Origin of the sequence: Amycolatopsis orientalis DSM 40040 = KCTC 9412, from assembly GCF_000478275.1 — a bacterium.
Classification (GTDB): domain Bacteria; phylum Actinomycetota; class Actinomycetes; order Mycobacteriales; family Pseudonocardiaceae; genus Amycolatopsis; species Amycolatopsis orientalis.
This window is the reverse complement of record NZ_ASJB01000009.1, coordinates 185,182-208,264: the sequence shown is the minus strand read 5'-3', so window position 1 is coordinate 208,264 and position 23,083 is coordinate 185,182. Positions and strand designations below refer to the sequence as shown.

The window sequence follows — 23,083 nt, the reverse complement described above, 5'->3', positions numbered from 1 at the left end:
AGCGCTGTCGGAGAACCTGGCGCACCTCGCCGCCGAAGGACCAGCCGCTCAGGAAGCCAGCTCCTTGCTGGCCAGATAGGAAGGAGGGCGGATCAATGGCGATCAGCGTCTTCGACCTGTTTTCGATCGGTATCGGCCCCTCCAGCTCCCATACGGTGGGCCCGATGCGGGCGGCACTGACCTTTGTGGACGGTCTGGCCGCCGACGGGGACCTCGCCGCCACGACACGTGTCCAGAGCGAGCTTTTCGGTTCGCTCGGCGCGACCGGGTTCGGGCACGGCAGCGACAAGGCCGTGCTGCTCGGGCTGTCCGGGGAGCGTCCGGAGGAGATCGACACCGACACGGTGCCCGGCAAGATCGCGGAGATCCGCGAATCCTGCCGGTTGAAGGTGCGTGGTGAGCACGAGATCGTGTTCACCGAGGACACCGACCTGACCATGCACCGGCGGAAGTCGTTGCCCGCGCATCCGAACGGGATGATCTTCCGCGCGTTCGACGCCGACGGGAAGGTGCTGCGCGAGCGCACCTACTACTCAGTCGGCGGCGGGTTCGTCCGCGACGAGTCCTACGAGACCGACACCGTCGTCGTCGAGGACTCGACGCGTCTGGAGTTCCCGTTCCGCACCGGTGCGGACCTGCTGAAGCACTGCGCGGACACCGGGCTGCCGATCAGCGAGATCATGCTGCGCAACGAGCTTTCATGGCGCACGCGCGAGGAGGTCCGCGAAGGCCTGCTGGAGATCTGGCAGGTCATGGTGGAATGCGTGCGCAACGGGTGCGAACACGAAGGCGTCCTGCCAGGCGGGCTGAAGGTGCCGCGCCGGGCGAAGGCGTTGCACGAGAAGCTGCTCGCCGAAGACGGCGTCGGCGATCCGCTGTACGCGATGGACTGGGTGAGCCTGTACGCGCTGGCGGTCAACGAGGAGAACGCCGCGGGCGGCCGCGTCGTCACCGCGCCGACCAACGGCGCCGCCGGGATCATCCCCGCCGTCCTGCACTACTACCAGCGGTTCATCCGCGGGTCTTCGGACGACGGCATCGTGACGTTCATGCTCACCGCGGGCGCGATCGGCTCGATCCTCAAGCAGACGGGCTCGATCTCGGGCGCCGAAGTCGGCTGTCAGGGCGAGGTCGGTTCGGCCAGCGCCATGGCCGCCGCCGGGCTCACCGAGGTCCTCGGCGGCTCGCCCGCGCAGGTGGAGAACGCCGCCGAGATCGGCGTCGAGCACCACCTGGGGCTGACCTGCGACCCGGTCGGCGGGCTGGTGCAGATCCCGTGCATCGAGCGCAACGCCGTCGGCGCGTCGAAGGCGATCCACGCCGCGCGGATGGCGATGCGCGGCGACGGTTCGCACGTCGTGACGCTGGACAAGGCGATCAAGACCATGCGCGAGACCGGGGCCGACATGAGCGTGAAGTACAAGGAGACCGCACGCGGCGGCCTGGCCGTCAACGTCATCGAGTGCTGACGCCTCGCATTTCGTCCTCTGGATGCGGTCCATGCGTGTGCAACTACCGCATCCAGAGGACGAAACGCGGGCGGCCTAAACTCGAAGGGTGGAGTCCCTTCGAAGGGTGGAGTCGAGCACGGTCGTGAACGCGGGTGACGCGCTGTTCCGCCCGGTGCGCGCGGGCAACGCCTTCGAGGAGACCGTCGAAAGGCTGCTCCAGGCGATCCGGCTCGGAGTGGTGGGCGCGGGGGAGCGGCTGCCTTCGGAGCGGGAACTCGCCGAGCGGCTCGGGGTCAGCCGGGTGACGTTGCGTGAGGCGATCCGCGCCCTGGCCGACGCCGGGTACGTCGAGTCGCGCCGCGGGCGTTACGGCGGCACGTTCGTCAACGACGCCCTGCCCGATCCGCCCGCCGCCGAGGGGCGGAAGGTCGACAACGCCACCCTGGAAGACGCGCTCGGGCTGCGGCACGTCCTGGAGACCGGCGCCGCCGAGATGGCGGCGTCGCGTTCCCTCACCCCGGCCGACCGGCAGCATCTGACCAGCACGCTCGCCGAGGCCGCCGCGGCCGACCTCGGTGACTACCGGCGCAAGGATTCGCGGCTGCACCTGGCGATCGCCGAGGTCACCGCGTCCGGCTCGCTGACCACGGCGATGGCCGACGCGCGGATGCGGGTCAACCAGCTGCTGGACATGATCCCGCTGCTCGAACCGAACCTCGAGCACTCCAACGCCCAGCATGAGGCCATCGTCGACGCGATCCTCGCCGGGGACCCCGAGGCGGCCCGCCGGGCGATGACCGAACACGTCGAAGGCACCGCTTCACTGCTTCGCGCCTTCCTCGCTTGACGGTGACGTCAGCAGGGCGTGCGCGAACTCGATGGCATGCGGAGTGTCGGGGAAGACCCGACCCTCGGCGCGAAGCCGGTCCGCGACGCCGAGTTCGTCGAGTACCTTTTCGTGGCCTGGCTTGATGCCCGACACCAGGACCGTGATGCCGCGATGTTCGAGGCGTTCGACGGCGTCCCGCAGGACGAGGGCGCCGGTGGCGTCGATGGCCGAGACACGCGACATCCGGAGGATGACCACGCGGACGTCGGCCACCTCGGACAGCTCCAGCAGGAACTGGTGAGCCGCGGCGAAGACCAGCGGGCCGTCGAGCCTGAAGGCGACGATGTGCTCGTCCAGCAGCGCCCGTTCCTCGGCCACGTGGTCGGCGTGGTCGAGCGGGACCTCTTCGACCCGCGCCGCCTTCGAGATCGCGCGCAAGGCCAGTGCCCCGGCCACGACGAGGCCGAGGATCACCGCGGTGACCAGGTCCAGCGCCAGCGTGGCGGCCGCGGTGAGCACGAGGACCAGCGCGTCGCGGCGGGTGGAGCGGAGCAACGCGCGGACCGAACCGGCCTCGACCATGCGGACGGCGGTGGCCAGCAGCACCCCGGCGAGCGCGGCGATCGGGATCTCGGCCACCAGCGGTGCCGCCGCGAAGACGATCACCGCCAGCACCAGCGCGTGCGTGAGCGCGGCGAGGCGCGACCTCGCCCCCGCCCGGACGTTGACGGCGGTGCGCGCGATCGCCGCGGTGGCGGGTACCCCGCCGAACAGCGGGGTGACCAGATTCGCCAGGCCCTGCCCGAACAGTTCCCGGTCCGGGTCGTGCCGTTCGTTGACGCTCATCGCGTCGGCGACCGTGGCCGAAAGAAGACTTTCCAGCGCGGCCAGCGCCGCGACCGCGATCGCGGACGGCAGCAGCGCGCCCAAAGCGGACAGATCCAGGAAGCTGAGCGACGGCGCGGGGAGACCGCTGGGCAGGGCGCCGATGCGGGCCACCGGCAACTGCGCGAAATGGCTCGCCAGCGTCGCGAGGGCCACCGCCACCAGCGAGAACGGGATCGACGGCCGCCATCGCGCGCCGAGCAGCATGAGGGCGGCGACACCGAGGGTGATCGAAATGGACTGCCAGGAGGGGTGCGCCGCGAAGCCGGCCACGGCCTTCGCCGCGACGACGGCGACCTTTTCGCCGTCCGGGGTGGCGACACCGAGCGCGGCGGGGATCTGCTGCAGCGCGATCACCCCGGCGATGCCCAGGGTGAAGCCTTCGACCACGGGGATCGGCACGTAGCGCATGTACCGGCCCGCCCTGGCGACGGCGAGCAGAAGCAGCAGCACGCCGGCGAGCAGGCCCACCGTCAGCACCCCGCCCGTCCCGTAGGTGGCCACGATCGGCACCAGGACCACGGTCATCGCCCCGGTCGGCCCGGACACCTGGAGGTTGGAGCCGCCGAACACCGCGGCCAGCGAGCCCGCGACGATCGCGGTGACGAGTCCGGCCGCGGCCCCGAGTCCCGACGAGATGCCGAAGCCCAATGCCAGCGGGAGCGCGACGATCGCGACGGTCAGGCCCGCCATGAGGTCGCGCCGGGGAGCCCGGGCGAGAGTGCGCAGATCGTCGCGGCCGGGCAGCAGCGCTCTCAGGTTCGAAGATCTCGGTTGCGACACGGCGTCACTCGGCGTCGCGTAGCTGGGCCAGCAGGACGTTCTGGTCGGCCAGTAACTCGGTGAGGATGCGCCGGGCCGCACGCAGCAACTCGGCGACGTCTCCGCCCGCGAGCGAGTACACCACCGTCGATCCTTCCCGTGCCGAGGTGACGATCCCCGAGCGGCGCAGGACGGCCAGCTGTTGCGACAGGTTGGAGGCTTCGACCTCGATTTCGGTGAGCAGCTCACGCACCGCCTTCGGCCCCTCCGCCAGCAGTTCGAGCACGCGGATCCGGACGGGATGACCCAGCATGCGGAAGAACTCCGCTTTCGCCTGGTACAGGGGAACGGGCACGCGGGATCCCTTCATGCGACTTGCCGATACAGTCAGACTATCAAATGAAGAATTCTTCAAGTCGACAACCGGAGTGGTCCTCTTCACTCTTTCCGGTGATTTTCCCACAACCTTTTCCCTCGTTCGGCCGTCTTAGCCGACGTGGAAAACCCGGATGACGAAACCGCACCCGAGTCGGAAACCACGGCCACCCCGCCGCCGGAGAGGAAGAAGCGCAGGTGGCGCAGGATCGCCGCCTGGACGTTCGGCCTCCTGATCGGCATCCCGGTGGTCGCGTTCGGGATCGCGTACGTCCTGCTCGACGTCCGAAGCCCGCAGGAGGTGCTCGCCGGCCTCGACAAGACCGTCGTCCTGCAGAACGCGGACGGTTCCGAACTGCTCAAGGTCGTCCCGCCGGGCGGCGACCGGCTGTTCGTGCCCTACGACGCGATCCCGCCGAAACTGCGCGACGCGATCGTCGCGACCGAGGACCCGACCTTCTGGGACAACGAGGGCTTCGACCTCACCGGTCTCGGCCGGGCGCTGGTGACCGGCGTCGGCGGCGGTTCGGGGATCACCCAGCAGTACATCAAGAAGTCCACCGGCAACGAGGACGCCACCCTCACCCGCAAGTTCTCCGAACTGGTGCTCGCCACGAAGATCACCCAGCAGCAGACCAAGAAGGAGATCTTCGAGAGCTACATCAACATCATCTCGTTCGGCCGCGGCACCTACGGCCCGGCGTCGGCGATGAACGCCTACTTCGGCCGCAACCTCGACAACTCGATGACGTGGAGCGAGGCCGCCTTCCTCGCCGGGATGATCCAGTCGCCTTCGGTGCACGACCCGTACGCCTCGACCCACGAGCACGCGATGAAGCGCTGGTCCTACGTGATGAACAAGCTGGTCGCGCGGGGCTATCTCAGCCAGGCCGAAGCGGTCACGATGACCTATCCGGAGGACGCGATCCAGGCGCCGTCGGAAACCCGCGCCGGCCGCGTCAGCTACGAGAAGTACCACATCAAGCAGCAGGTCCTCGCCGAACTGGAGCAGGTGGGCTTCCCGCTGGACCGGCTCCGCGGCGGCGCGATGAAGGTCGAGACGACCATCGATCCGCGTGCCCAGGCCGCGGCCGAGAAGGTGGTCAAAGAGCGGTTGCAGGGGCAGCCGGAGCATTTCCGGGCTTCGCTGGTCGCCGTCGAGCCGGGGACCGGCGCCATCCGCGCCTACAACGGCGGCGGCTGGAGCGTGCACGACTACGCCGGCACCCCGTACGGCACCGGCTCGGCGTTCCATCCCTTCACCCTCGCCGCCGGACTCAAGCAGGGCGTCAACGTGGACGAACCGCTGAAACCGCCGTCCGAGGTCGACTTCCTCGGCGAGACCTTCAAGTTCCAGGACCAGTGCGGTGAGGCCGGGAAGTGCACGCTGCGCGAAGCGCTCGGACGGGACGCCCAAGGGCCGTTCGTCGACCTGGCGAAGCGTCTCGGCGCCGAAGCGGTCCGGAACGGCGCCCGGGCGGCGGGCATCCCGGAGACCGTCGACGGCGGGGTGACCTTGCGCGAGAAGGACGGGTTCCTGATCGGTCCGGGGATCGCGGTCGGCCGGTATCCCTTACGGCCCAGCGACATGGCAGGCGCCTACGCGACGTTCGCCGCGGAGGGAGTCCGCGCCACCCCGCATCTGGTGTCGAAGATCCGGGACGAGCACGGCGAAATCGTGTGGGAGCGGCCTTCGGACCAGGCACCCGCGTTCGACGACGACGAAGAGCTGAGCCGCCGGATCGCGGGCACGATCAGCCGTGTGCTGACCACCGGGCTCAAGGACCGTCCGGCGGCGCTGAAGACCGGTGACTTCGAGTTCAACGAAACCGGGGACAACGCCGGCGGCTGGGCGGTCGGCTACACGCCGCGGCTTTCGACGGCGGTCTGGGTCGGTTCCGACGAGCCGCGCCGGATGCGCGACGCCGCCGGGGAGAAGCTGACCGGCAAGACGATCCCGGCCGAGATGTGGCGGCGCTTCATGGGCGACTTCCACCAAGGACTGCCGACCCGGTGACCGGATGGCTCGTGAGTGGTAATGACGGTTAGAACCGTCATTACCACTCACGAGCCGGCCTGGCAGAGTGCCGTGTCAGGACTTCACGAGCGCGATGGTCAGCCCGTCGTAGCCCTTCGTGCCGACGGTCTGGAACGCCGTCGCGTCGACGCGCGGCTCGGCGGAGATCAGCTCGTGCAGCCGCCGGATCCCCTGGACGTTCGGGTCGTCGCTGGCGGCGTTGGCCACCGCGCCGCCGCGGACGACGTTGTCGACCACGATCACGCCACCGGGCCGGACGAGTTTCAGCGACGCTTCGAAGTAGGCCGGGTTGTTGACCTTGTCGGCGTCGATGAACGCCAGGTCGATCGGGCCGTCGACCGACGGCAGCAGGTCCAGCGCCTTCCCGACGCGGACGTCGACCAGCCCGCCGAGCCCGGCCGCGTCGATGTTGGCGCGGGCGACGGCGGCGTGCTTCGGATCGAACTCGAGGGTGACGAGCCTGCCTTGCGGCGGCAGGGCGCGCGCGAGCCAGATCGTGCTGTAGCCGCCGAGCGTGCCGATCTCCAGGATCGAGTGCGCGCCGATCATCCTGGCCAGCAGGTTGAGCAGCTTCCCCTGGTTCGGTGCGACGGCGATCGAGGGCAGCCCGGCCTCGTCCGAGGCCCTCAGCGCGGCTTCGAGGGCGGGGTCGGACGGGACGAGCACTCCGGACAGGTATTCGTCCACTTCGGACCACAGTTGCTGTGACATGGCACCTCCGCCGCCAACCTACTCCCGGACGCTCAGGCGGCGCGGCGCCCGGCCTTCGGGATCACCAGCGGGGTCCCGGTTTCCGGGCACGGCATGACCCGGCAGGGCAACTCGAAGATCTTCTCGACGTTGTCGGCGGTCACGACCTCTTCGGGGGCGCCTGTCGCCAGGACCTCCCCGTCGCGCATCGCGATCATGTGCGTCGCGTAGCGGGCCGCGTGGTTGAGGTCGTGCAGCACCGCGACCAGGGTGCGGCCCTGCTCCTGATGCAGTTGCGCGCACAGGTCGAGGATGTCCATCTGATGCGCGATGTCCAGATAGGTCGTCGGCTCGTCGAGCAGCAGGAGGTCGGTCTCCTGCGCGAGCGCCATCGCCATCCACACACGCTGCCGCTGGCCGCCCGACAGCTCGTCGACCAGCCGCTCGGCGAGATCGTCGACGCCGGTGGCGCGCATGGACTCCGTGACCACGGTGGCGTCCTCGCGGGACCACTGGCGCAGCAGGCGCTGATGCGGGTACCGGCCGCGCGCGACGAGGTCGGCGACGGTGATGCCGTCGGGTGCGACCGAACTCTGCGGCAGCAGGCCGAGCCGCCGCGCGACCTCCTTGGCGGGGAAGGAGCTGATCACCTGGCCGTCGAGGAACACCGAACCCCGGCGGGGTTTGAGCATCCGCGCGAGCGCGCGCAGCAGCGTCGTCTTCCCGCAGGCGTTCGGGCCGACGATGACGGTGAACGACCGGTCGGGGATGACCACCCCGAGGTCTTCGGCCACGGTCCTGCCGTCGTAGGCGAGCGTCAGCGCGTCCGCGTGCAGGCGGGACGTCGTGCTCTGCTCGGTGAGGGTATCCACGGTCTCCACGCAGGTTAGGCTAACCTAGGCGCCGGTCTTTGTGGTGTTCCGTAGGTCGCAGTCGGCTCACATCCCCCTCCGATGACATCATGAGGCGTGGAGGACTACCGGATAGTCGCGGACGAGATCTCCGCCGACGTCGAGGCCGGCAGGCTTCGTCCGGGCGACCGCCTGCCCCCGCAGCGCCGGTTCGCCCGCGAACGCGGAATCGCCAACTCGACAGCCGCCCGGGTGTACGGCGAACTCGTGCGGAGGGGAGTCGTGGTCGGCGAGGTCGGCCGCGGCACGTTCGTCCGCGCGGCGAAGCCGCCACTGGAGACCGCGCTCGCCGAACCGGGTGGCGCGACGATCGACCTCGAACTCAACTTCGCCGTCCTCCCGGAACAATCCGCGCTGGTCGGGAAGGCACTGGAGCCGCTCCTGCGTGACGACGTCCTCACCGCGGCGCTGCGGCCAGGAAGCGTCACCGGCTCGAAGCAGGCCCGTGACGCCGCCGCCGGATTGTTCGCGAAGGACGGGTGGCGGCCCGAGATCCTCTTCGCCGGAAGCGGCCGCGAGGCCATCGCCGCCGCTATCGCCGCCTTCGTGCCGATGGGGGAACGGCTCGCCGTCGAGGCCATCACCTATCCCGTGGTCAAAGCGCTCGCCGGACGGCTCGGCGTCCAGTTGGTGCCCATCGAGACCGACGACGCGGGGCTCGTCCCCGAGGCGCTGGAAGCCGCGCACGCCGCCGCGCCCGTCCGCGCGCTCTACGTCCAGCCGACGTTGCACAACCCGCTCGGGTCCACAATGGACGAAGGGCGGCGGGCCGCGCTGGCGGAAACCGTGCGCCGGATGGACATCCCGGTGATCGAGGACGGCATCTACACCTTCCTCCGGCCCGAGGTCGCGCCGTTCGCGACGTACGCGCCGGAACGCACGGTGTTCACCGACAGTATGTCCAAACGGCTCGCCCCCGGGCTGACCACCGGGTTCCTCGCCGTCCCGGCGGAATGGGCGGAGCGGCTGGCCGCGGCGGTGCGCTCGGGCGGCTGGGTCGCGCCGCGGTTCGCCCTCGAGGCGGCCACGCGGTGGATCACCGGCGGCACCCTGGAAACCGTCGAACGGGCCAAACGGCTCGACGCCGCCGAACGTCAGCGGCTGATGGCGGCCAGGCTGGCCGGGTTCACGCTGCGCGCGGATCCGTGCGCTTATCACTGCTGGTGGGAACTTCCCGAGCACTGGCGTGCCGAGACTTTCGTCGCGGCGGCCGCGCGGCGCGGGATCGCGGTCACCCCGGCGGCCGCGTTCGCGGTCGTCCCGGGCCACGCGCCGAACGCGGTGCGGCTCGCGGTGTCGTCGCCGCCGCTCGACACGCTGGCGGCCGCGCTGGACGTCCTCGCCGGACTCGCCGCCGGACGCCCCGAGGACGCCGGCGTCGACTGACCTCGCGTTTCGTCCTCTGGATGCGGTACTTGCGTGCGCAACCACCGCATCCAGAGGACGAAACGCGTCAGGGGCGGGGGACCCACTTGCCGATGAAGCTGCCGCAGGTGACGGTCTGCCCGGTGAGCCGCGTCCGCAGCGCGTTCTCCATCCCGAGGTAGTCGAAGATCGGCGCGTCACCCGCGACCTCGGCGGGTACCGGGCCGCCCTTGGTCAGGGTCGGCATGCTCACGGTCTGGAACAGCACCAGGTAGTCGCCGTCGCGGTTGAGCTCGTCGGCGGTCGCGAGCATCCGTTGTGGAGCGTCGGCGACGATCTCCAGCGGCAGCGGCCATTCCAGCGGGAACGGGTTGCGCAGGCCGAAGGCGGGGTAGGCGAACGGGTTGTCGGGCAGGACCGCCGTGCGCCCCGCCGGGAACCGGGTGACGCAGTCCTGGATCTGGGCTATGTAGGCGAAGGTGCCCGGGTTCGTCCGGATCCCGCGCATCGACGGCGTCACCGTGCCCAGGTCCTTGGTCAGCTTCTCGTGCGCCATGTCGAGATACGCGGCTTCGTCGTGATGCGCGATCACCGCCCAGCCCGACGCCAGCACGGCGACCAGGCCCATCGCCGTCGCCCCGGCCAGGCCGATCCGGCGGGACGGCGCGGGCAGCGGCGGCAGCGCGTCCGCCAGCAGCAGGATCGCCGTCAGCGCCAGCGTTCCGGTGAACAACGTCGGGGTGTCGTTCCCCCAGGACAGGCTGGTCATGAAGCCGGTCGCGAAGACCAGCGCGCCCATGCGCGGGAACCGCCGCGTCGCCGCCCAGTTCACCAGCAGCGCGACCCCGAGGATCCACCAGAGGACGTCCGCCCAGCGCGACGCGCCGGTGAAGTGTCCATCCACGACGGTGCCGACCACTACCGCGACCCCGGCCAGGAGGAGCAGCCGCGCGACGATCGCTCCGGCCCTTCCGGCGCGGTCACGGAAGATCCCGAGCAGCGCCAGAAGCACCCCCGCGATCGCGAAGAGGGGCAATCCCCGCACCGGCGGCCGCATCAGGGTCTCGGGATTTTCCAGCCACAGCCCGAGAAGTCGTTCGCCGTACGCGGGCACGCCACCGGTGAGCTGCTCGGCCATCGCGCCGAGGCCGCCGTCGACCAGGACGATTCCGAGGTAGAGGACCAGAAAGGCGCCGAGCGCCAGCAGATCCCAGGCCAGGCGCCCCCACCAGCGGCCGGTGCGGAACGCGCCGTCCCGCGTCGAAGGGTGCAGCAGCAACCAGAACAGCGCGATCAGCGGTACCGGCGCGAAACTCTGCTTGACGAAGACCGCGGTGCCCAGCAGTACCAGGCCGAGCCGTCGGGGCCACGCCTTGCCCTCACGCAGTCCGCGATCGAGTGCCCAGGCACCGCAGGCGGTCAGGAAGATCCCGTCGATCGTGTGCCAGGCCATCAACGGGAACGCGTTGAGGTTCAGCAGCGACGCGGCCGCCGTCAGCCCGGTGAGGCCCGGCCCCCAGTCCCGGACCCGGCGGCGGGTGACCAGCACGGTGAACGCGATGGTCGCCAGGATGATCTCCAGCATGCTGAGCACGCTGGAGACGAAGAACAGCGGACCCGGCAGGACGAAGTCGACGATGTGCAGGTACGCCGAACCGAGCGGGCGGGCGGAGATGATGTCGGAGTGCGGGACCTCGCCGTGCAGCACCCGCCACGCCTGGGCCAGGATGAAACCCTGGTCCGACGGATGGAAACCGAAGCGCCCCACCCGGAGTTCGGTGAGGACGGCGAGCGCGAGGATCCAGGCCGCGTGGAGGGAAAGTCGCAGGACTGTCCTGGACGGACGTACCACTGTCGCGTCCGGTCCGGTCGACAGCGGGGGACTGGCGACGTCCACACTGCCCCTTCCCGGTCGTCCCTGCCTCGGCTCGTGCCCGCCGACCCCGGCGTATCGGAAACCGATGGTAGCGGCCTGGGGCGTCCCCCGATCGAGCCCGGCGGCGGACGTCAGGGGCGGCGGCGCCAGACCAGCCTCGTGACCGCGCCCGCCACGGAGGCCAGCGGGGCCTTCCGGGGCAGGCCACGGGTTTCCGGAGCCGACTCGGGCATCGCGCGGTAGACGAGGTGGGCGAAGAACCGCGCCGTCCTGGGTGCGACCAGTGTCACCAATTCGGCGGCCGTGCCTTCGGGCAGGTTCAGGATTTCCGGTCGTTTCTCGAGCGCCTTCACCACGAGGGCGGCCGCGCGTTCGGGAGAACTCGACGGCATCCCGCGATAGGACCCGGTCGGCGCGATCATGTCGGTGCGCACCAGCGGCATCCGGACCGAGGTGAAGGTGACGCCGTCGGAAAGCGTTTCCCGGCCGGCGGTCAGCCCGAACTCCTCCAGTGCGGCCTTCGAGGCCAGGTAAGCGGAAAACCGCGGTGTGTCGGTCTGCAGTCCTTGCGTGGTCACGTTGACGACGTGCCCGAACCCGCGTGCGGTCATCGACGGCAGCAGGCCGAGGGTCAGCCGCACGGGGCCGAAGTAGTTGATCGCCATCGTGCGCTCGAAGTCGTGGAACCGTTCGGTGGACAGCGAAAGCGACCGCCGGATCGAGCGGCCCGCGTTGTTGACCAGCATGTCGACGGCGCCGTGCGCGGCGAGTACGTCCTTGACGAGAGCGTCGACCGCGTCGCCGTCGGTGAGGTCGCACGGGTACGCGGACGCCTTCCCGCCCGCCGCGACGATCTGTTCGCGGACCTCTTCGAGTTCGTCGGCCCGCCTGGCCACGAGGATCACCTCGCCGCCCTTCGCGGCGACGGCCAGCGCGGACGCGCGCCCGATACCCGACGAGGCGCCGGTGATCAGCACCTTGCGGCCGGCGAGCGGTTCCGGTCCCGGACGGCGGCGGCCGCGATCGGGGTCCAGATGCGCCAGCCAGTACCGGTAGAGCGGACCGGCGTACTCCTCCAACGGCGGCAAGGTGATCCCGCTGCCTTCGAGGGCGGCGGCGGTCGCGCTCGTGTCGAAGTCGACCTCCATGCTCAGATGGGGCAGGACTTCGAGCGGGATGCCGAGTTCCTTCAGTACCGCCGCGCGCGCCGAACGTCCGCCCGGAACGCGGTCGAATCCGGCCGCCGCGGACTTCGCCAAGCGGGTCCCGGCGCGCTTCAGCGCTCCGGAAGGGCGTGACGGGAGGACGGCGGAGATCTTCGGCGCGCCCGCGGCCCGCGCGAAGGCGTTGTAGACCTCGTGCAGTGGCTGGGGCCGGGGCGACGCGAGGTGATACGTGCTGCCACTGGGCGCGTCGACGTGCATGAGGTGCTCGATCGCTTCGACGACGTAGTCGACCGGCACGATGTTCGTGGCGCCGAGATCCGGGGCGGCCAAAGGAAGACGGCGGGGCAGCGCGGCGAGGCGCGAGATCGCCGGGAGGAAGTAGTACGGGCCGTCGATCTTGTCCATCTCACCGGTGCGCGAATCGCCGGCGACGGCGGACGGCCGGTACACGCGGAACGGCGTCTTCCCGTGCCGCCGCACGAGTTTCTCGGCCTCGAACTTCGTCGCGTGATACGGCGACGCGAAGCTCTGGCCGAGGTCGAAGTCGGCTTCGGTGAAACGTCCGGCGTACTGTCCCGCGACCGCGATCGAGGAGACGTGGTGGAAGAGCCCGGCGTTCGCGGCGGCGGCGAACTCCAGGACGTTGCGGGTGCCCTCGACGTTGGCGGCGCGGTTGGCCGCTTCGTCCGCGGTGAGGTCGTAGATCGCGCCGAGATGCACGACGTGGTCGAAGGGCCCCGTTTTCGCCGGATCGACGCCCAGCAGGGGTTCGGTCAGATCGCCGGTGACGGGAACGAGCTTCTCGTGGCTCGGGAGCTTCCCGCGCGAGGTCTCCCTCACGAGAACGTGGACGGCTGCGGTCCCAGGACGCCGCAGTAGGTGCGCGACCAGGCGTTTGCCCAGAAAACCCGTCGCGCCCGTCACGAAGTAGGTGGTCATGGCCTGCTCCTTCCGAACGGAGCCGACTCTACCTACTCAGAAGTAGGAACGGTAGTTGTCATTCGTGGTGGTCCGGATGTTCGGCCACCGCGACCACGGCGTCGCGGAGCGCGGCGCGCAGGCGCCCCACGTCCAGCGGCCCGAGTACGGCGGCCTCTCCGGGCGGTGCCACGAGCACGATCTTGTCGGCGCTCACGAACACCGTCACGTCCCTGCGCCTGCCTGCCAGATCCCGGCAGCCGACCGACCATTCGTCGCGGGGTGCCAAGGTCCTCATCCTCCCGTTTCCCATGATCTCCCTTTCTCGTCCGAGGCTGGGACGGGGCGGTCCGGAGGCCGTGACGCGGGTTACCCGACGTTCCTACTGATGGGTTAACCGTCCGCGCGGTTCGTGATCATTTCCCCGGATCGCTAGGCCGGACGGGCAGCGGTGTCTGGGCGGGGGGACCCGATCGGGAGTAGCGTCCGCGAGGGAGCCTGCTCGGGAGGTCTTGATGTCCGAACCCAGGAAGATCGTCATCGTCGGTGCCGGCCTCGCGGGAGCGACGGCCGCCGGGACACTGCGAGAACGTGGCTACGCGGGCGAGATCCTGCTGCTGGGCACGGACACGCATCGCCCGTACGAACTACCGCCGTTGTCCAAAGGACTTCTGCTGGGCACCACCGAGGAACCCGATTGGGTGCACGGCGAGGGTTTCTACGAAGAGAAGGACATCACGCGCAGGAGCGGGGTGACCGCGACCAGGATCGAACTCGGCGCGCGGATGGTGCTCGACGACGCCGGCGGCGAGTACCGGTTCGATCGCCTCGTGCTGGCGACCGGATCCCGGCCCCGGACGTTGCCGGTCCCCGGCGGCGATCTGCCCGGACTGCTGACCTTGCGCACGCTCGACGACGCCCTGGCCTTGCGTTCGGCGTTCAAGGACGCCCGGCGGGTGGTGATCGTCGGCGCCGGATGGATCGGGACCGAGGCCGCGGCGGCCGCCCGGGAACACGGTGCCGAGGTGACCGTGGTCGACCAGGCCGGGTCGCCGCTGCTCGCGGTGCTGGGCGAGCAGGTTTCCGGGGTGTTCAAGGACCTGCATACCGAACACGGCGTGAACTGGCGGCTGGGTGCAGGCATCGCCGGGTTCACCGGCGGTCCGGACGGGGCGACCGGTGTACGGCTGAAGAGCGGCGAGGAGCTGCCCGCGGACGTCGTCCTGGTGGCCGTCGGCGCCGCGCCGCGGGTCGACCTCGCGCACGCCGCCGGACTGGAACTGTCCGACGACGGCGGTGTCTGCGCCGACGCGGGCCTGCGGACCGCCGCCCCGGACGTCTACGCGATCGGCGACATCGCCGCGCATTTCCATCCCCGCTACGGGAAACGCGTCCGCGTCGAGCATTGGTCCAACGCGAAGTGGCAGGGCGAGCATGTCGCCGGGAACCTGCTCGGGGAGAACGAGCCGTATCTGAAGAGCCCGTACTTCTTCTCGGACCAGTACGACCTGGGCTGCGAATACCGTGGCCTCGCCGATCCCGACACCGACGAACTCGTGGTGCGGGGCGACCTCGCGGCGCGGGACTTCACGGCGTTCTGGTTACGCGACGGCCGGGTGACCGCCGCGATGAACGTCAACCAGTGGGACGACGGGGACGCGCTGAAGGCGCTCGTCGAGGGGCGTGCGTCGGTGACGGCGGCGGAGCTGAAGGCGGCCGATCTCAAGACCTTGGCGTGATCCGGTTCGGTCCGTCAAGCCTCTTGAGCGACCAGGGTCCGCGGAGACCGGGTCATGGTCCCGAAGGCCAGCAGCGCGAGCACGCCGAACCCCGCCATCGCGATCCCCATCGGGACCGCGGTGCCCGGCCCGCCGAGCCCGACCAGCGGCGTCGCCAGACCACCGACGACGAACTGCAGCACCCCCAGCAGTGCCGACGCCGAACCGGCCGACCGCGCCTGTTCCGCGAGCGCCAGCGAACTCGCGTTCGGCGCCACCATGCCGATGCTCGACACCAGGATGAACAGCGGGATCAGCAGCCCGATCAGGCTCAGGTCCAGCACCACCGCGATCAGCACGCCGAAACCGGCCAGTGCCGCGACGACGAGGCCGACGGTCAGCAGCGTCCGTTCCGGGAAACGCCCGACGATGCGCCCGTTCAGCTGACCGACGAGCACGATGCCGATGCCGTTGAGCCCGAACACCAGGCTGTATGCCTGCGGGCTCAGACCGTAGACGCCCTGCAGCGCGAAGGACGAGCCGGAGATGTAGGCGAACAGGCTGCCGAACATCAGCCCGGAGGCCAGCGCGTAGCCGAGGAAGCCCCGGTCGCCGAGGAGGCTCGCGTACTTCCGCATCACCGAGCCGAACCGCGCGGGTGTCCGGCGTTCCTCGGGGAGGGGTTCCGGCAGGAGGAAGAAGACGACGGCGAGCAGGATCGCGCCGAACGCGCTCAGGCAGACGAACACCCCGCGCCACGAGGTCCAGGTCAGGATCTGGCCGCCGATGATCGGCGCCAGGATCGGGGCGAGCCCGTTGACCAGCATGAGCAGCGAGAAGAACTTCGTCATCGCGGTGCCGGAGTAGAGGTCGCGCACGGTCGCCCTGGCGATGACGATGCCTGCCGCGGCGCCGAAGGCCTGGACGGCGCGGGCGGCGATGAGCAGGTCGGCGCTCGGCGCGAAGGCGCACAGCACCGATCCGACGATATAGAGCGCGAGGCCCGCCACGAGCGGTTTGCGTCGTCCGATGGCGTCGGACAGCGGTCCGAGGATCAGCTGGCCGAGGGCGAGGCCGATGATGAACGCGCTCAGCGTGAGCTGGACGGTCGCGTCCGCCGCGTGCAGTTCGCCCGCCATCTGCGGCAGCGCGGGCAGGTACATGTCGATCGACAGGGGCCCGAAGGCGGACAGGCCGCCGAGGATCAGGACGAACCGGGCGCGTCCGGTCGTCGGTCGCGCGAGGGGTTCCGCCACTCGCTCGGGCGCGATGGTCATGCTCTTCCTTTCCCCAGTCTTCGTTCCGCGAGGAACAACTTGCTTAGAGTAGGTAACTATTCCAGCTGTGACTCACGGCACTGGGGTGGCGGATGACTGATCGGATCAATTTTCGAACAAATCCGAACGACCTCTAGATCTGGTCGGAGGTCGTCGGGTATACATCGGATGTCTGTTCGTTGCTGTTGGAGCCGTTGATTGTTGACGGTTCGGCCGGAAGGGAAAATCCGTGCAGCTGTTGCGTCTCGGGGAGCCGGGAAGTGAGCGTCCGTTCGTACGTGCCGGGGACGGCACTCTGCGCGACCTCACGGGTCTGACCACCGACATCGATGGCAGCTTCTTCGCGAGCGACGGAGTCGCCAGGGTCGCGGCCGCGCTGGCCGCCGGTGAACTGCCCGAAGCCGGCGCCGAAGCCGTGCGGGCCAGGGTCGCCGCGCCGATCGCCCGGCCCGGCAAGGTGGTCTGCGTCGGGCTCAACTACCGGCAGCACGCCGAGGAGTCCGGCGCCGCCGTCCCGGACGAGCCGGTCGTCTTCATGAAGGCATCCGACGTCGTCGTCGGCCCGGACGACGACGTGCTCGTGCCGCGCGGCTCGACCAAGACCGACTGGGAGGTCGAGCTGGGCGTCGTCATCGGCAAGACCGCGCGCTACCTCGACAGCGTCGAAGAAGCCCTCGATCACGTCGCCGGGTACACCGTCTCGAACGATGTGTCCGAGCGTGAGTTCCAGCTCGAACGCGGCGGCACCTGGGACAAGGGCAAGTCGTGCGAGAACTTCAACCCGCTCGGTCCGTGGCTGGTCACCGCCGACGAGGTACCCGACCCGCAGACGCTCGGCCTGCGGCTGTGGGTCAACGGCGAGAAGAAACAGGACTCGTCCACCAAGGACATGATCTTCTCGGTCGCCGAGATCGTGCACTACCTGAGCCAGTTCATGGTGCTGCGCCCCGGAGATCTCATCAACACCGGAACTCCGCAGGGGGTCGCGCTCGGTCAGCCGGACCCCAAGCCGTACCTGCGCGAAGGTGACGTCATCGAGCTGGAGATCGACGGCCTCGGCCGCCAGCGCCAGACCGTGAGGCAGGCGTGATGGCGAAGATCGTGGGCATGGAGGTGCTCGACGTCCGGTTCCCCACCTCGCGGGAGCTGGACGGCTCGGACGCGATGAACCCGGATCCGGACTACTCGGCCGCGTACGTCGTGCTGCACACCGATGGCGGTCCCGACGGATACGGGCTCGCCTTCACCATCGGCCGCGGCAACGACGTCCAGGCCGCGGCGATCCGCGCGCTGGAACACCACGTCGTCGGCCGCGCCGTGCCGACCGACGCCGCCGCGCTCGGTGACCTGTCCCGCGCACTGGTCGGCGACTCGCAACTGCGGTGGCTCGGCCCGGAAAAGGGCGTCGCGCATATGGCGATCGGCGCGGTGGTCAACGCCGCCTGGGACCTCGCCGCGCGGATCGCCGGGCTCCCGGTCTGGCGGTTCGCCGCCGGGATGTCGCCCGAGGACCTGGTCTCGCTCGTCGACTTCCGCTACCTGTCCGACGCGCTGACCGAACAGGAGGCGCTGGACATCCTCCGCGCCGCCGAACCCGGCCGCGCCGAACGGATCGCCCGGATCGAGCGCGGCGGCTACCGCGCGTACAGCACGTCTCCTGGCTGGCTCGGTTACTCGGACGCGAAACTCGTCCGCCTCGCCGAGCAGGCGGTCGCGGACGGTTTCGAGATGATCAAGCTGAAGGTCGGCGGCAACCTCGAGGACGACGTCCGCCGGATGAAGCTCGCCCGCGAGACGGTCGGCACGGACATCCACGTCGCCGTCGACGCGAACCAGCGCTGGGACGTTTCGACCGCGATCACCTGGATGACCGCGCTGGCGCCCTACGACCCGTACTGGATCGAGGAGCCGACCTCACCGGACGACGTGCTCGGGCACGCGGCGATCGCCAAGGCACTCGCCCCGATCCGCGTGGCCACCGGCGAGCACGTCCAGAACCGTGTGGTGTTCAAGCAACTCCTGCAGGCCGAGGCGATCTCGGTACTGCAGCTGGACGCCGCCAGGGTCGGCGGGTTCAACGAGAACCTGGCGATCCTCTTGCTGGCGGCCAAGTTCGGCATCCCGGTGTGCCCGCACGCCGGCGGGGTCGGGCTGTGCGAACTCGTGCGGCATCTGTCGATGTTCGACTTCGTGGCGGTGTCGGGCTCCGACACCGACCGGTCGATCGAATGGGTCGACCACCTCCACGAGCATTTCACCGATCCGGCCGTCGTGGCCGACGGGCGGTATCTCGCCCCGTCCGCGCCGGGGTTCTCCGCGCGGATGCACGACGCGACGCTGCGCCGGTTCACCTTCCCCGACGGTCCGGAATGGACGGAGACTGCCAGTGAGTGAGTTCGAAGGCATCGTCGCCGCCGTCACCGGTGGGGCGTCCGGGATCGGCCGGGCCACCGCCGATCTGCTCGCCTCCCGTGGCGCGACGGTCGCGGTGCTCGACCTGAAGCCCGACGATCTTTCCGGAGGACTCGCCGGATTCCGCTGTGACGTCGGCTCCGACGAGGAGGTCCGGTCGGCGATCGACGCGGTCGCGGACCGGTTCGGGCGGCTCGACGTCCTGGTCAACAACGCCGGGATCGGCGCACAGGGCGACGTCACCGCCAACGACGACGACGAATGGCACCGCGTCCTCGACATCAACGTCGTCGGCATGGTGCGGCTGGCGCGGGCGGCGTTGCCACACCTGAAGAACTCGCCGTCGGCCGCGATCGTCAACACCTGCTCGATCGCCGCGTGGGCCGGCCTGCCCAACCGCGCGCTGTACTCGGCCAGCAAGGGCGCGGTGCTCTCGCTGACCCTGGCGATGGCGACCGATCACCTGGCCGACGGGATCCGGGTCAACTGCGTCTGTCCCGGCACCGCGGACACCCCGTGGGTCGGCAGGCTGCTCGACTCCGCGGCCGACCCGGACGCCGAACGGGCCGCGCTGGCCGCCCGCCAGCCAATGGGCAGGCTGGTGACCGCGGACGAGGTCGCGAACGCGATCGTGTACCTGGCCAGTCCGCTTTCGGCCTCGACCACGGGCACGGCGCTCGCCGTCGACGGTGGGATGTACGGGCTGCGTCCGCGCGGCCCGGTCCGGCAATAGCTCCATACTTGGTTTCCGCTGTCATCAAGGAGGATGCGGTGCGTACGAGGGTGATCAAGGTGGCCGCCGCGGCCACCGCGCTCGGGCTGGCGCTGTCGGCCTGTGGGTCCACCAAGGACAACACGGCCGCGCCCGGAGCGGGCGGGGCGCAGGGTGGCAAGGTCGGTGCGACGATCCCGTTGCTGACCTCGCCGTTCTGGCAGGCCTACAACAACTACGTGCCGCAGAAGGCCAAGGAGCAGGGCGTCGACGCGCTGCCGACGGTCAACGCGGACAGCGATCCGGCGAAACAGATCACCGACATCAACACCCTGCTCAACCAGGGCATCAAGGGTCTCGTCGTGACGCCGCTCGACTCCGCCGCCGTCGTCGCCGGGCTGAAGGCCGCGGAGAACAAGGGCGTCCCGGTGGTGGCCGTCGACGTCGCGCCGGAGGGCGGCAAGGTCGCGATGGTGGTGCGCGCCGACAACAAGGCGTACGGCACCAAGGCCTGCGAGGCGATCGGCGCGAAGGTCACCTCGGGCAAGGTCGTGCAGGTCATGGGCGACCTCGCCTCGGTCAACGGCCGCGACCGCTCCGAGGCGTTCCGGGAGTGCATGAAGGCGAAGTTCCCCGGCGTCCAGGTGCTGGAGATCTCCGCCGAGTGGAAGGCGGACAAGGCGTCGTCCGGTCTGGACAGCCTGCTGACCGCCAACCCGGACATCAAGGCCGTGTACATGCAGGCGGGCGGCGTCTACCTGGCGCCGACGCAGCAGGCGCTCAAGCGCAAGAACCTGTACTTCCCGGTCGGGGACCCGAAACACGTCGTGCTGGTCAGCAATGACGGGATCCCGCAGGAACTGGCCGCCATCCGCGCGGGCGAACTCGACGCGACCGTCTCCCAGCCCGCCGACGACTACGCCAAGTACGGCATGTACTGGATCAAGAAGGCGATGGCGGGGGAGACCTTCAAGGCCGGGCCGACCGACCACGGCAGCACCGTCGTCGAGGTCCGGCCGGGGATCCTGGAGGACCAGCTGCCCGCGCCCGTGGTCACCAAGGACAACGTGGACGACAAGGCCCTCTGGGGGAACAACCTGTGAGCGCGCTGCCCGCCGGCTCCGCCGCCGTACCGGTGGTCAGCGCACTGGGCGTCGGTAAACGCTACGGACCGACCGTGGCGCTTTCCAACGTCAGCATCACCGTGAACCCCGGCGAGTCGCACGCGCTCGTCGGCCGCAACGGCGCGGGGAAGTCGACGCTGGTCTCCATCCTCACCGGACTGTCCAAAACGGACACCGGACGGGTCGAGTTCGGTGGCGTCCCTGCTCCTCCTCTGTCCAAACAGGACGACTGGAAACGCGCGGTCGCCTGTGTGTACCAGCACGCGATGGTCGTCCCGCAGCTCACCGTCGCGGAGAACCTGTTCCTGAACCGCCAGTCCGGGAAGGGTTTCGCGATCGGCTGGCAGCGTCTGCGCCGCCAGGCGAGGGACCTGCTCGGCTCCTGGGACGTCCACGTCGACGTCGACACCCCGGCCGGTGAGCTTTCGGTCGAGGACCGGCAGTTCGTCGAGATCGCGAGGGCGCTTTCCTACGGTGCCCGGTTCATCGTGCTCGACGAACCGACGGCGCAACTGGACAGCCAGGCGATCGAGCGGCTCTTCGAGCGCATGCGCCAGATGCAGGCCAACGGGGTGACGTTCCTGTTCATCTCGCACCATCTCCACGAGGTGTACGAGGTCTGCCAGGCGGTCACCGTGCTGCGCGACGCCAGGCACATCCTCACCGCGCCGGTCGAACAAGTCGGCCGGGCCGAGCTGATCGACGCGATGACCGGGGAACAGGGCGGCCTTTCCGTCCGTGACGCCTCCACCCGTGAGGCGCTGGACCCGGACGCGGACGAGGTGCTGACCGTTGACGGCCTTTCCGGTGACGGCTTCGCCGACGTGACGCTCCGGATCCATCGCGGCGAGGTGATCGGGCTCGCGGGCAGCAACGCCAGTGGCAAGCACCAGTTCGCCGAAACCGTGTACGGCCTGCGTTCGGCGTCCTCCGGCGTGATCAAGGTCGAGGGCAAGCCCCTGAAGCCGGGAGACATCCCGGCCGCGATCCGCGCCGGGATCGGCTGCGTGCCGCGCGACCGCCACCACGAAGGACTGGTCCTCGAGCACTCGATCATGGACAACACCACACTGTCCATTTTGGACCGCATGGGCAGGGGTGGCCTCGCGTCACCGGCGGCCCGGTACGGGCGGGCGTCGAAGGCGCTGGAGGACTACGGCATCGTCGCGGCGGGCGCCGACCAGCCGGTGTCCGACCTTTCCGGCGGCAACCAGCAGAAGGTCGTCCTGGCCCGCGCGCTCGCCGGGGATCCCCGCCTGGTCGTGCTGATCAACCCGACCGCGGGCGTGGACGTGAAATCGAAGGAGGCCCTGCTCGCGGTCGTCGACCGGGTCCGGGCCGAGGGCAAGGCGGTGCTGATCGTCAGCGACGAGCTGGACGATCTGCGCCTGAGCGACCGGGTGCTGGTGCTGCGCGCCGGTGCCGTGGTCGCCGAACACCGGGCGGGCTGGTCCGACGGCGACCTGGTGGCCGACATCGAAGGAGTCGAGCGCGGTGCATGACGTGATGACCGATCCGAAGACGTCGTCGCTCGGCGCGGCGCCGCCGAAGCGCCGGAAGTTCCGCTGGCTGCGGGAACTCGCCCTGGTGCCGGCGCTCATCGTGGTGCTGATCATCGGAGGACTGATCAGTGACACCTTCCTGACCTTCGGCAGCATCGTCGGCATCCTGTCCGCCTCGGCGGCGTTGTCGATGGTGGTCCTGGGCGAATCGCTGGTCCTGCTCACCGGGAAGTTCGACCTGTCGCTGGAATCCACCATGGGCATGGCGCCCGCGCTGGGCGCGATGCTGGTGATCCCGGTGGCGTCTTCGGGCTTCGGTACCGAAATCCCCGGTTTCGCGGGCATCCTCGCCGTGCTGGTGGCCGGGGCCGCGGTCGGTTTCGTGAACGGGTTCCTGATCGTCAAACTGAAGCTGAACGCCTTCATCGTCACGCTGGCGATGCTGACCGTGCTGCGCGGTACGCAGATCGGGTCCACGCACGGGAAGACGCTGTTCGACCAGCTGGACGTGTTCACCGCGATGGCGACGACCACGTTCATCGGGCTGCCGATGTCGGTGTGGCTGGCCGCGGCGCTGTTCGCCGTGTTCGGCCTGGGGCTGCGGTATCACCGGATCGGCCGGTCGCTGTACGCCATCGGGGGCAACCGGGCGGCGGCGCGGGCCGCGGGTATCCGCGTCGACCGGATTTCCTGGGGTGTCTTCGTGGTGGCCGGGGTGCTGGCCGCGCTCGGCGGCCTCGCGTACACGGGCTACGTCGGCGCGCTCGGCGCGGATCAGGGCGACGGGCTGATCCTGCAGGTGTTCGCGGCTGCGGTGATCGGCGGTGTCTCTCTGGACGGTGGTAAGGGCACTCTGGTGGGGGCGCTCACCGGGGTCCTGCTCCTCCAGACGGTCACCAACCTGCTGCAAGTGGCACAGGTGCCGCCGGAGTGGCTGAAGGCGATCTACGGCGTGATCATCCTGGTCGCGTTGATCATCTCCCGGTACGCCAGCGGGAAGGCTCAGACGTAGGGGGCCGCCGACGCCATGAAAGGTCCTTTCCTTGCGAAATTTGCCAGGAAAGGACCTTTC

At 69.7% G+C, this 23,083-nt stretch carries 19 protein-coding genes; 11 read left to right on the top strand and 8 right to left on the bottom strand.

The features are described from left to right. The first annotated feature begins 95 nt into the window (after positions 1-95). Both L324_RS02240 and L324_RS02235 read left to right on the top strand, forming a co-directional pair. The gene (locus L324_RS02240) at positions 96-1,469 is read left to right on the top strand and encodes an L-serine ammonia-lyase (RefSeq protein ID WP_037303663.1); all 1,374 of its coding nucleotides are present in this window, start codon (positions 96-98) and stop codon (positions 1,467-1,469) included. A 106-nt stretch (positions 1,470-1,575) separates the two neighbouring features. After that, positions 1,576-2,298 (top strand): FadR/GntR family transcriptional regulator, encoded by a 723-nt coding sequence (locus tag L324_RS02235; protein ID WP_037303662.1) that lies wholly within the window; start codon positions 1,576-1,578, stop codon positions 2,296-2,298. On the opposite strand, the gene L324_RS02230 is transcribed toward L324_RS02235, so the two are convergent. Both L324_RS02230 and L324_RS02225 read right to left on the bottom strand, forming a co-directional pair. After that, the gene (locus tag L324_RS02230; protein WP_037303661.1) at positions 2,272-3,948 is read right to left on the bottom strand and encodes a SulP family inorganic anion transporter; all 1,677 of its coding nucleotides are present in this window, start codon (positions 3,946-3,948) and stop codon (positions 2,272-2,274) included. The genes L324_RS02235 and L324_RS02230 overlap by 27 nt on opposite strands. A gap of 4 nt (positions 3,949-3,952) precedes the next feature. Then, positions 3,953-4,282, bottom strand: a complete 330-nt coding sequence (locus tag L324_RS02225) for an ArsR/SmtB family transcription factor (protein WP_037303660.1) — start codon at positions 4,280-4,282, stop codon at positions 3,953-3,955. Positions 4,283-4,423: 141 nt separating this feature from the next. On the opposite strand from L324_RS02225, the gene L324_RS02220 reads away from it, so the two are divergent. Continuing rightward, positions 4,424-6,319: a transglycosylase domain-containing protein gene (locus tag L324_RS02220; RefSeq protein ID WP_037303659.1), complete on the top strand. Its 1,896-nt coding sequence runs from the start codon at positions 4,424-4,426 to the stop codon at positions 6,317-6,319. Positions 6,320-6,394: 75 nt separating this feature from the next. On the opposite strand, the gene L324_RS02215 is transcribed toward L324_RS02220, so the two are convergent. Beyond that, the gene (locus L324_RS02215; protein WP_037303658.1) at positions 6,395-7,051 is read right to left on the bottom strand and encodes an O-methyltransferase; all 657 of its coding nucleotides are present in this window, start codon (positions 7,049-7,051) and stop codon (positions 6,395-6,397) included. A gap of 32 nt (positions 7,052-7,083) precedes the next feature. Beyond that, positions 7,084-7,911, bottom strand: coding sequence for an ABC transporter ATP-binding protein (locus L324_RS02210; protein WP_037303657.1), 828 nt, complete (start codon positions 7,909-7,911; stop codon positions 7,084-7,086). Between the two features lie 87 nt (positions 7,912-7,998). Between L324_RS02210 and L324_RS02205 the strand changes: the two genes are divergently transcribed. Then, on the top strand, positions 7,999-9,327 hold the full coding sequence (locus tag L324_RS02205; RefSeq protein ID WP_037303656.1) for an aminotransferase-like domain-containing protein: 1,329 nt from the start codon (positions 7,999-8,001) through the stop codon (positions 9,325-9,327). Positions 9,328-9,394: 67 nt separating this feature from the next. Here the strand turns inward: L324_RS02205 and L324_RS02200 are convergent, their stop codons facing one another. The 3 genes from L324_RS02200 to L324_RS02190 all read right to left on the bottom strand — a co-directional run bounded on the left by L324_RS02200 (position 9,395) and on the right by L324_RS02190 (position 13,564). Beyond that, complete coding sequence (locus L324_RS02200; RefSeq protein ID WP_037303655.1) at positions 9,395-11,203, bottom strand: hypothetical protein; 1,809 nt, start codon at positions 11,201-11,203, stop codon at positions 9,395-9,397. A gap of 110 nt (positions 11,204-11,313) precedes the next feature. Further along, entirely contained in the window at positions 11,314-13,287 is a 1,974-nt protein-coding gene (locus tag L324_RS02195) for an SDR family oxidoreductase (protein WP_037303653.1), read from the bottom strand. A gap of 58 nt (positions 13,288-13,345) precedes the next feature. After that, positions 13,346-13,564 (bottom strand): hypothetical protein, encoded by a 219-nt coding sequence (locus tag L324_RS02190; protein ID WP_037303652.1) that lies wholly within the window; start codon positions 13,562-13,564, stop codon positions 13,346-13,348. Between the two features lie 217 nt (positions 13,565-13,781). Here L324_RS02190 and L324_RS02185 point away from each other — a divergent pair, with 217 nt between their 5' ends. Beyond that, entirely contained in the window at positions 13,782-15,005 is a 1,224-nt protein-coding gene (locus tag L324_RS02185; RefSeq protein WP_037303651.1) for an NAD(P)/FAD-dependent oxidoreductase, read from the top strand. A 14-nt stretch (positions 15,006-15,019) separates the two neighbouring features. On the opposite strand, the gene L324_RS02180 is transcribed toward L324_RS02185, so the two are convergent. Next, the gene (locus L324_RS02180; protein ID WP_037303650.1) at positions 15,020-16,261 is read right to left on the bottom strand and encodes a Bcr/CflA family multidrug efflux MFS transporter; all 1,242 of its coding nucleotides are present in this window, start codon (positions 16,259-16,261) and stop codon (positions 15,020-15,022) included. Positions 16,262-16,490: 229 nt separating this feature from the next. Between L324_RS02180 and L324_RS02175 the strand changes: the two genes are divergently transcribed. From L324_RS02175 to L324_RS02150, 6 genes are read left to right on the top strand one after another with little or no spacing between them, the layout of a single operon-like run. Then, positions 16,491-17,351, top strand: coding sequence for a fumarylacetoacetate hydrolase family protein (locus L324_RS02175; RefSeq protein WP_037303648.1), 861 nt, complete (start codon positions 16,491-16,493; stop codon positions 17,349-17,351). Next, positions 17,351-18,655, top strand: a complete 1,305-nt coding sequence (locus tag L324_RS02170; RefSeq protein WP_037303646.1) for an enolase C-terminal domain-like protein — start codon at positions 17,351-17,353, stop codon at positions 18,653-18,655. Before L324_RS02175 ends, L324_RS02170 begins: the two co-directional genes overlap by 1 nt. Beyond that, complete coding sequence (locus L324_RS02165) at positions 18,648-19,406, top strand: SDR family NAD(P)-dependent oxidoreductase (protein WP_037303645.1); 759 nt, start codon at positions 18,648-18,650, stop codon at positions 19,404-19,406. The genes L324_RS02170 and L324_RS02165 overlap by 8 nt, the downstream gene beginning before the upstream one ends. Before the next feature lie 50 nt (positions 19,407-19,456). Then, positions 19,457-20,488, top strand: a complete 1,032-nt coding sequence (locus L324_RS02160) for a sugar ABC transporter substrate-binding protein (protein WP_152546669.1) — start codon at positions 19,457-19,459, stop codon at positions 20,486-20,488. Continuing rightward, complete coding sequence (locus L324_RS02155) at positions 20,485-22,011, top strand: sugar ABC transporter ATP-binding protein (protein WP_037303643.1); 1,527 nt, start codon at positions 20,485-20,487, stop codon at positions 22,009-22,011. Before L324_RS02160 ends, L324_RS02155 begins: the two co-directional genes overlap by 4 nt. Beyond that, the gene (locus L324_RS02150) at positions 22,004-23,023 is read left to right on the top strand and encodes an ABC transporter permease (RefSeq protein WP_037303642.1); all 1,020 of its coding nucleotides are present in this window, start codon (positions 22,004-22,006) and stop codon (positions 23,021-23,023) included. The genes L324_RS02155 and L324_RS02150 overlap by 8 nt, the downstream gene beginning before the upstream one ends. Positions 23,024-23,083 lie beyond the last annotated feature (60 nt).

What these genes read in the sequence shown, in the direction of transcription:
- L324_RS02185 (WP_037303651.1), top strand. Translation starts at nt 13,782, where the DNA reads ATGTCCGAACCCAGGAAGATCGTCATCGTCGGTGCCGGCCTCGCGGGA.
- L324_RS02170 (WP_037303646.1), top strand. Translation starts at nt 17,351, where the DNA reads ATGGCGAAGATCGTGGGCATGGAGGTGCTCGACGTCCGGTTCCCCACC.
- L324_RS02215 (WP_037303658.1), bottom strand. Translation starts at nt 7,051, where the DNA reads ATGTCACAGCAACTGTGGTCCGAAGTGGACGAATACCTGTCCGGAGTG.
- L324_RS02190 (WP_037303652.1), bottom strand. Translation starts at nt 13,564, where the DNA reads ATGAGGACCTTGGCACCCCGCGACGAATGGTCGGTCGGCTGCCGGGAT.
- L324_RS02240 (WP_037303663.1), top strand. Translation starts at nt 96, where the DNA reads ATGGCGATCAGCGTCTTCGACCTGTTTTCGATCGGTATCGGCCCCTCC.
- L324_RS02195 (WP_037303653.1), bottom strand. Translation starts at nt 13,287, where the DNA reads ATGACCACCTACTTCGTGACGGGCGCGACGGGTTTTCTGGGCAAACGC.
- L324_RS02180 (WP_037303650.1), bottom strand. Translation starts at nt 16,261, where the DNA reads ATGACCATCGCGCCCGAGCGAGTGGCGGAACCCCTCGCGCGACCGACG.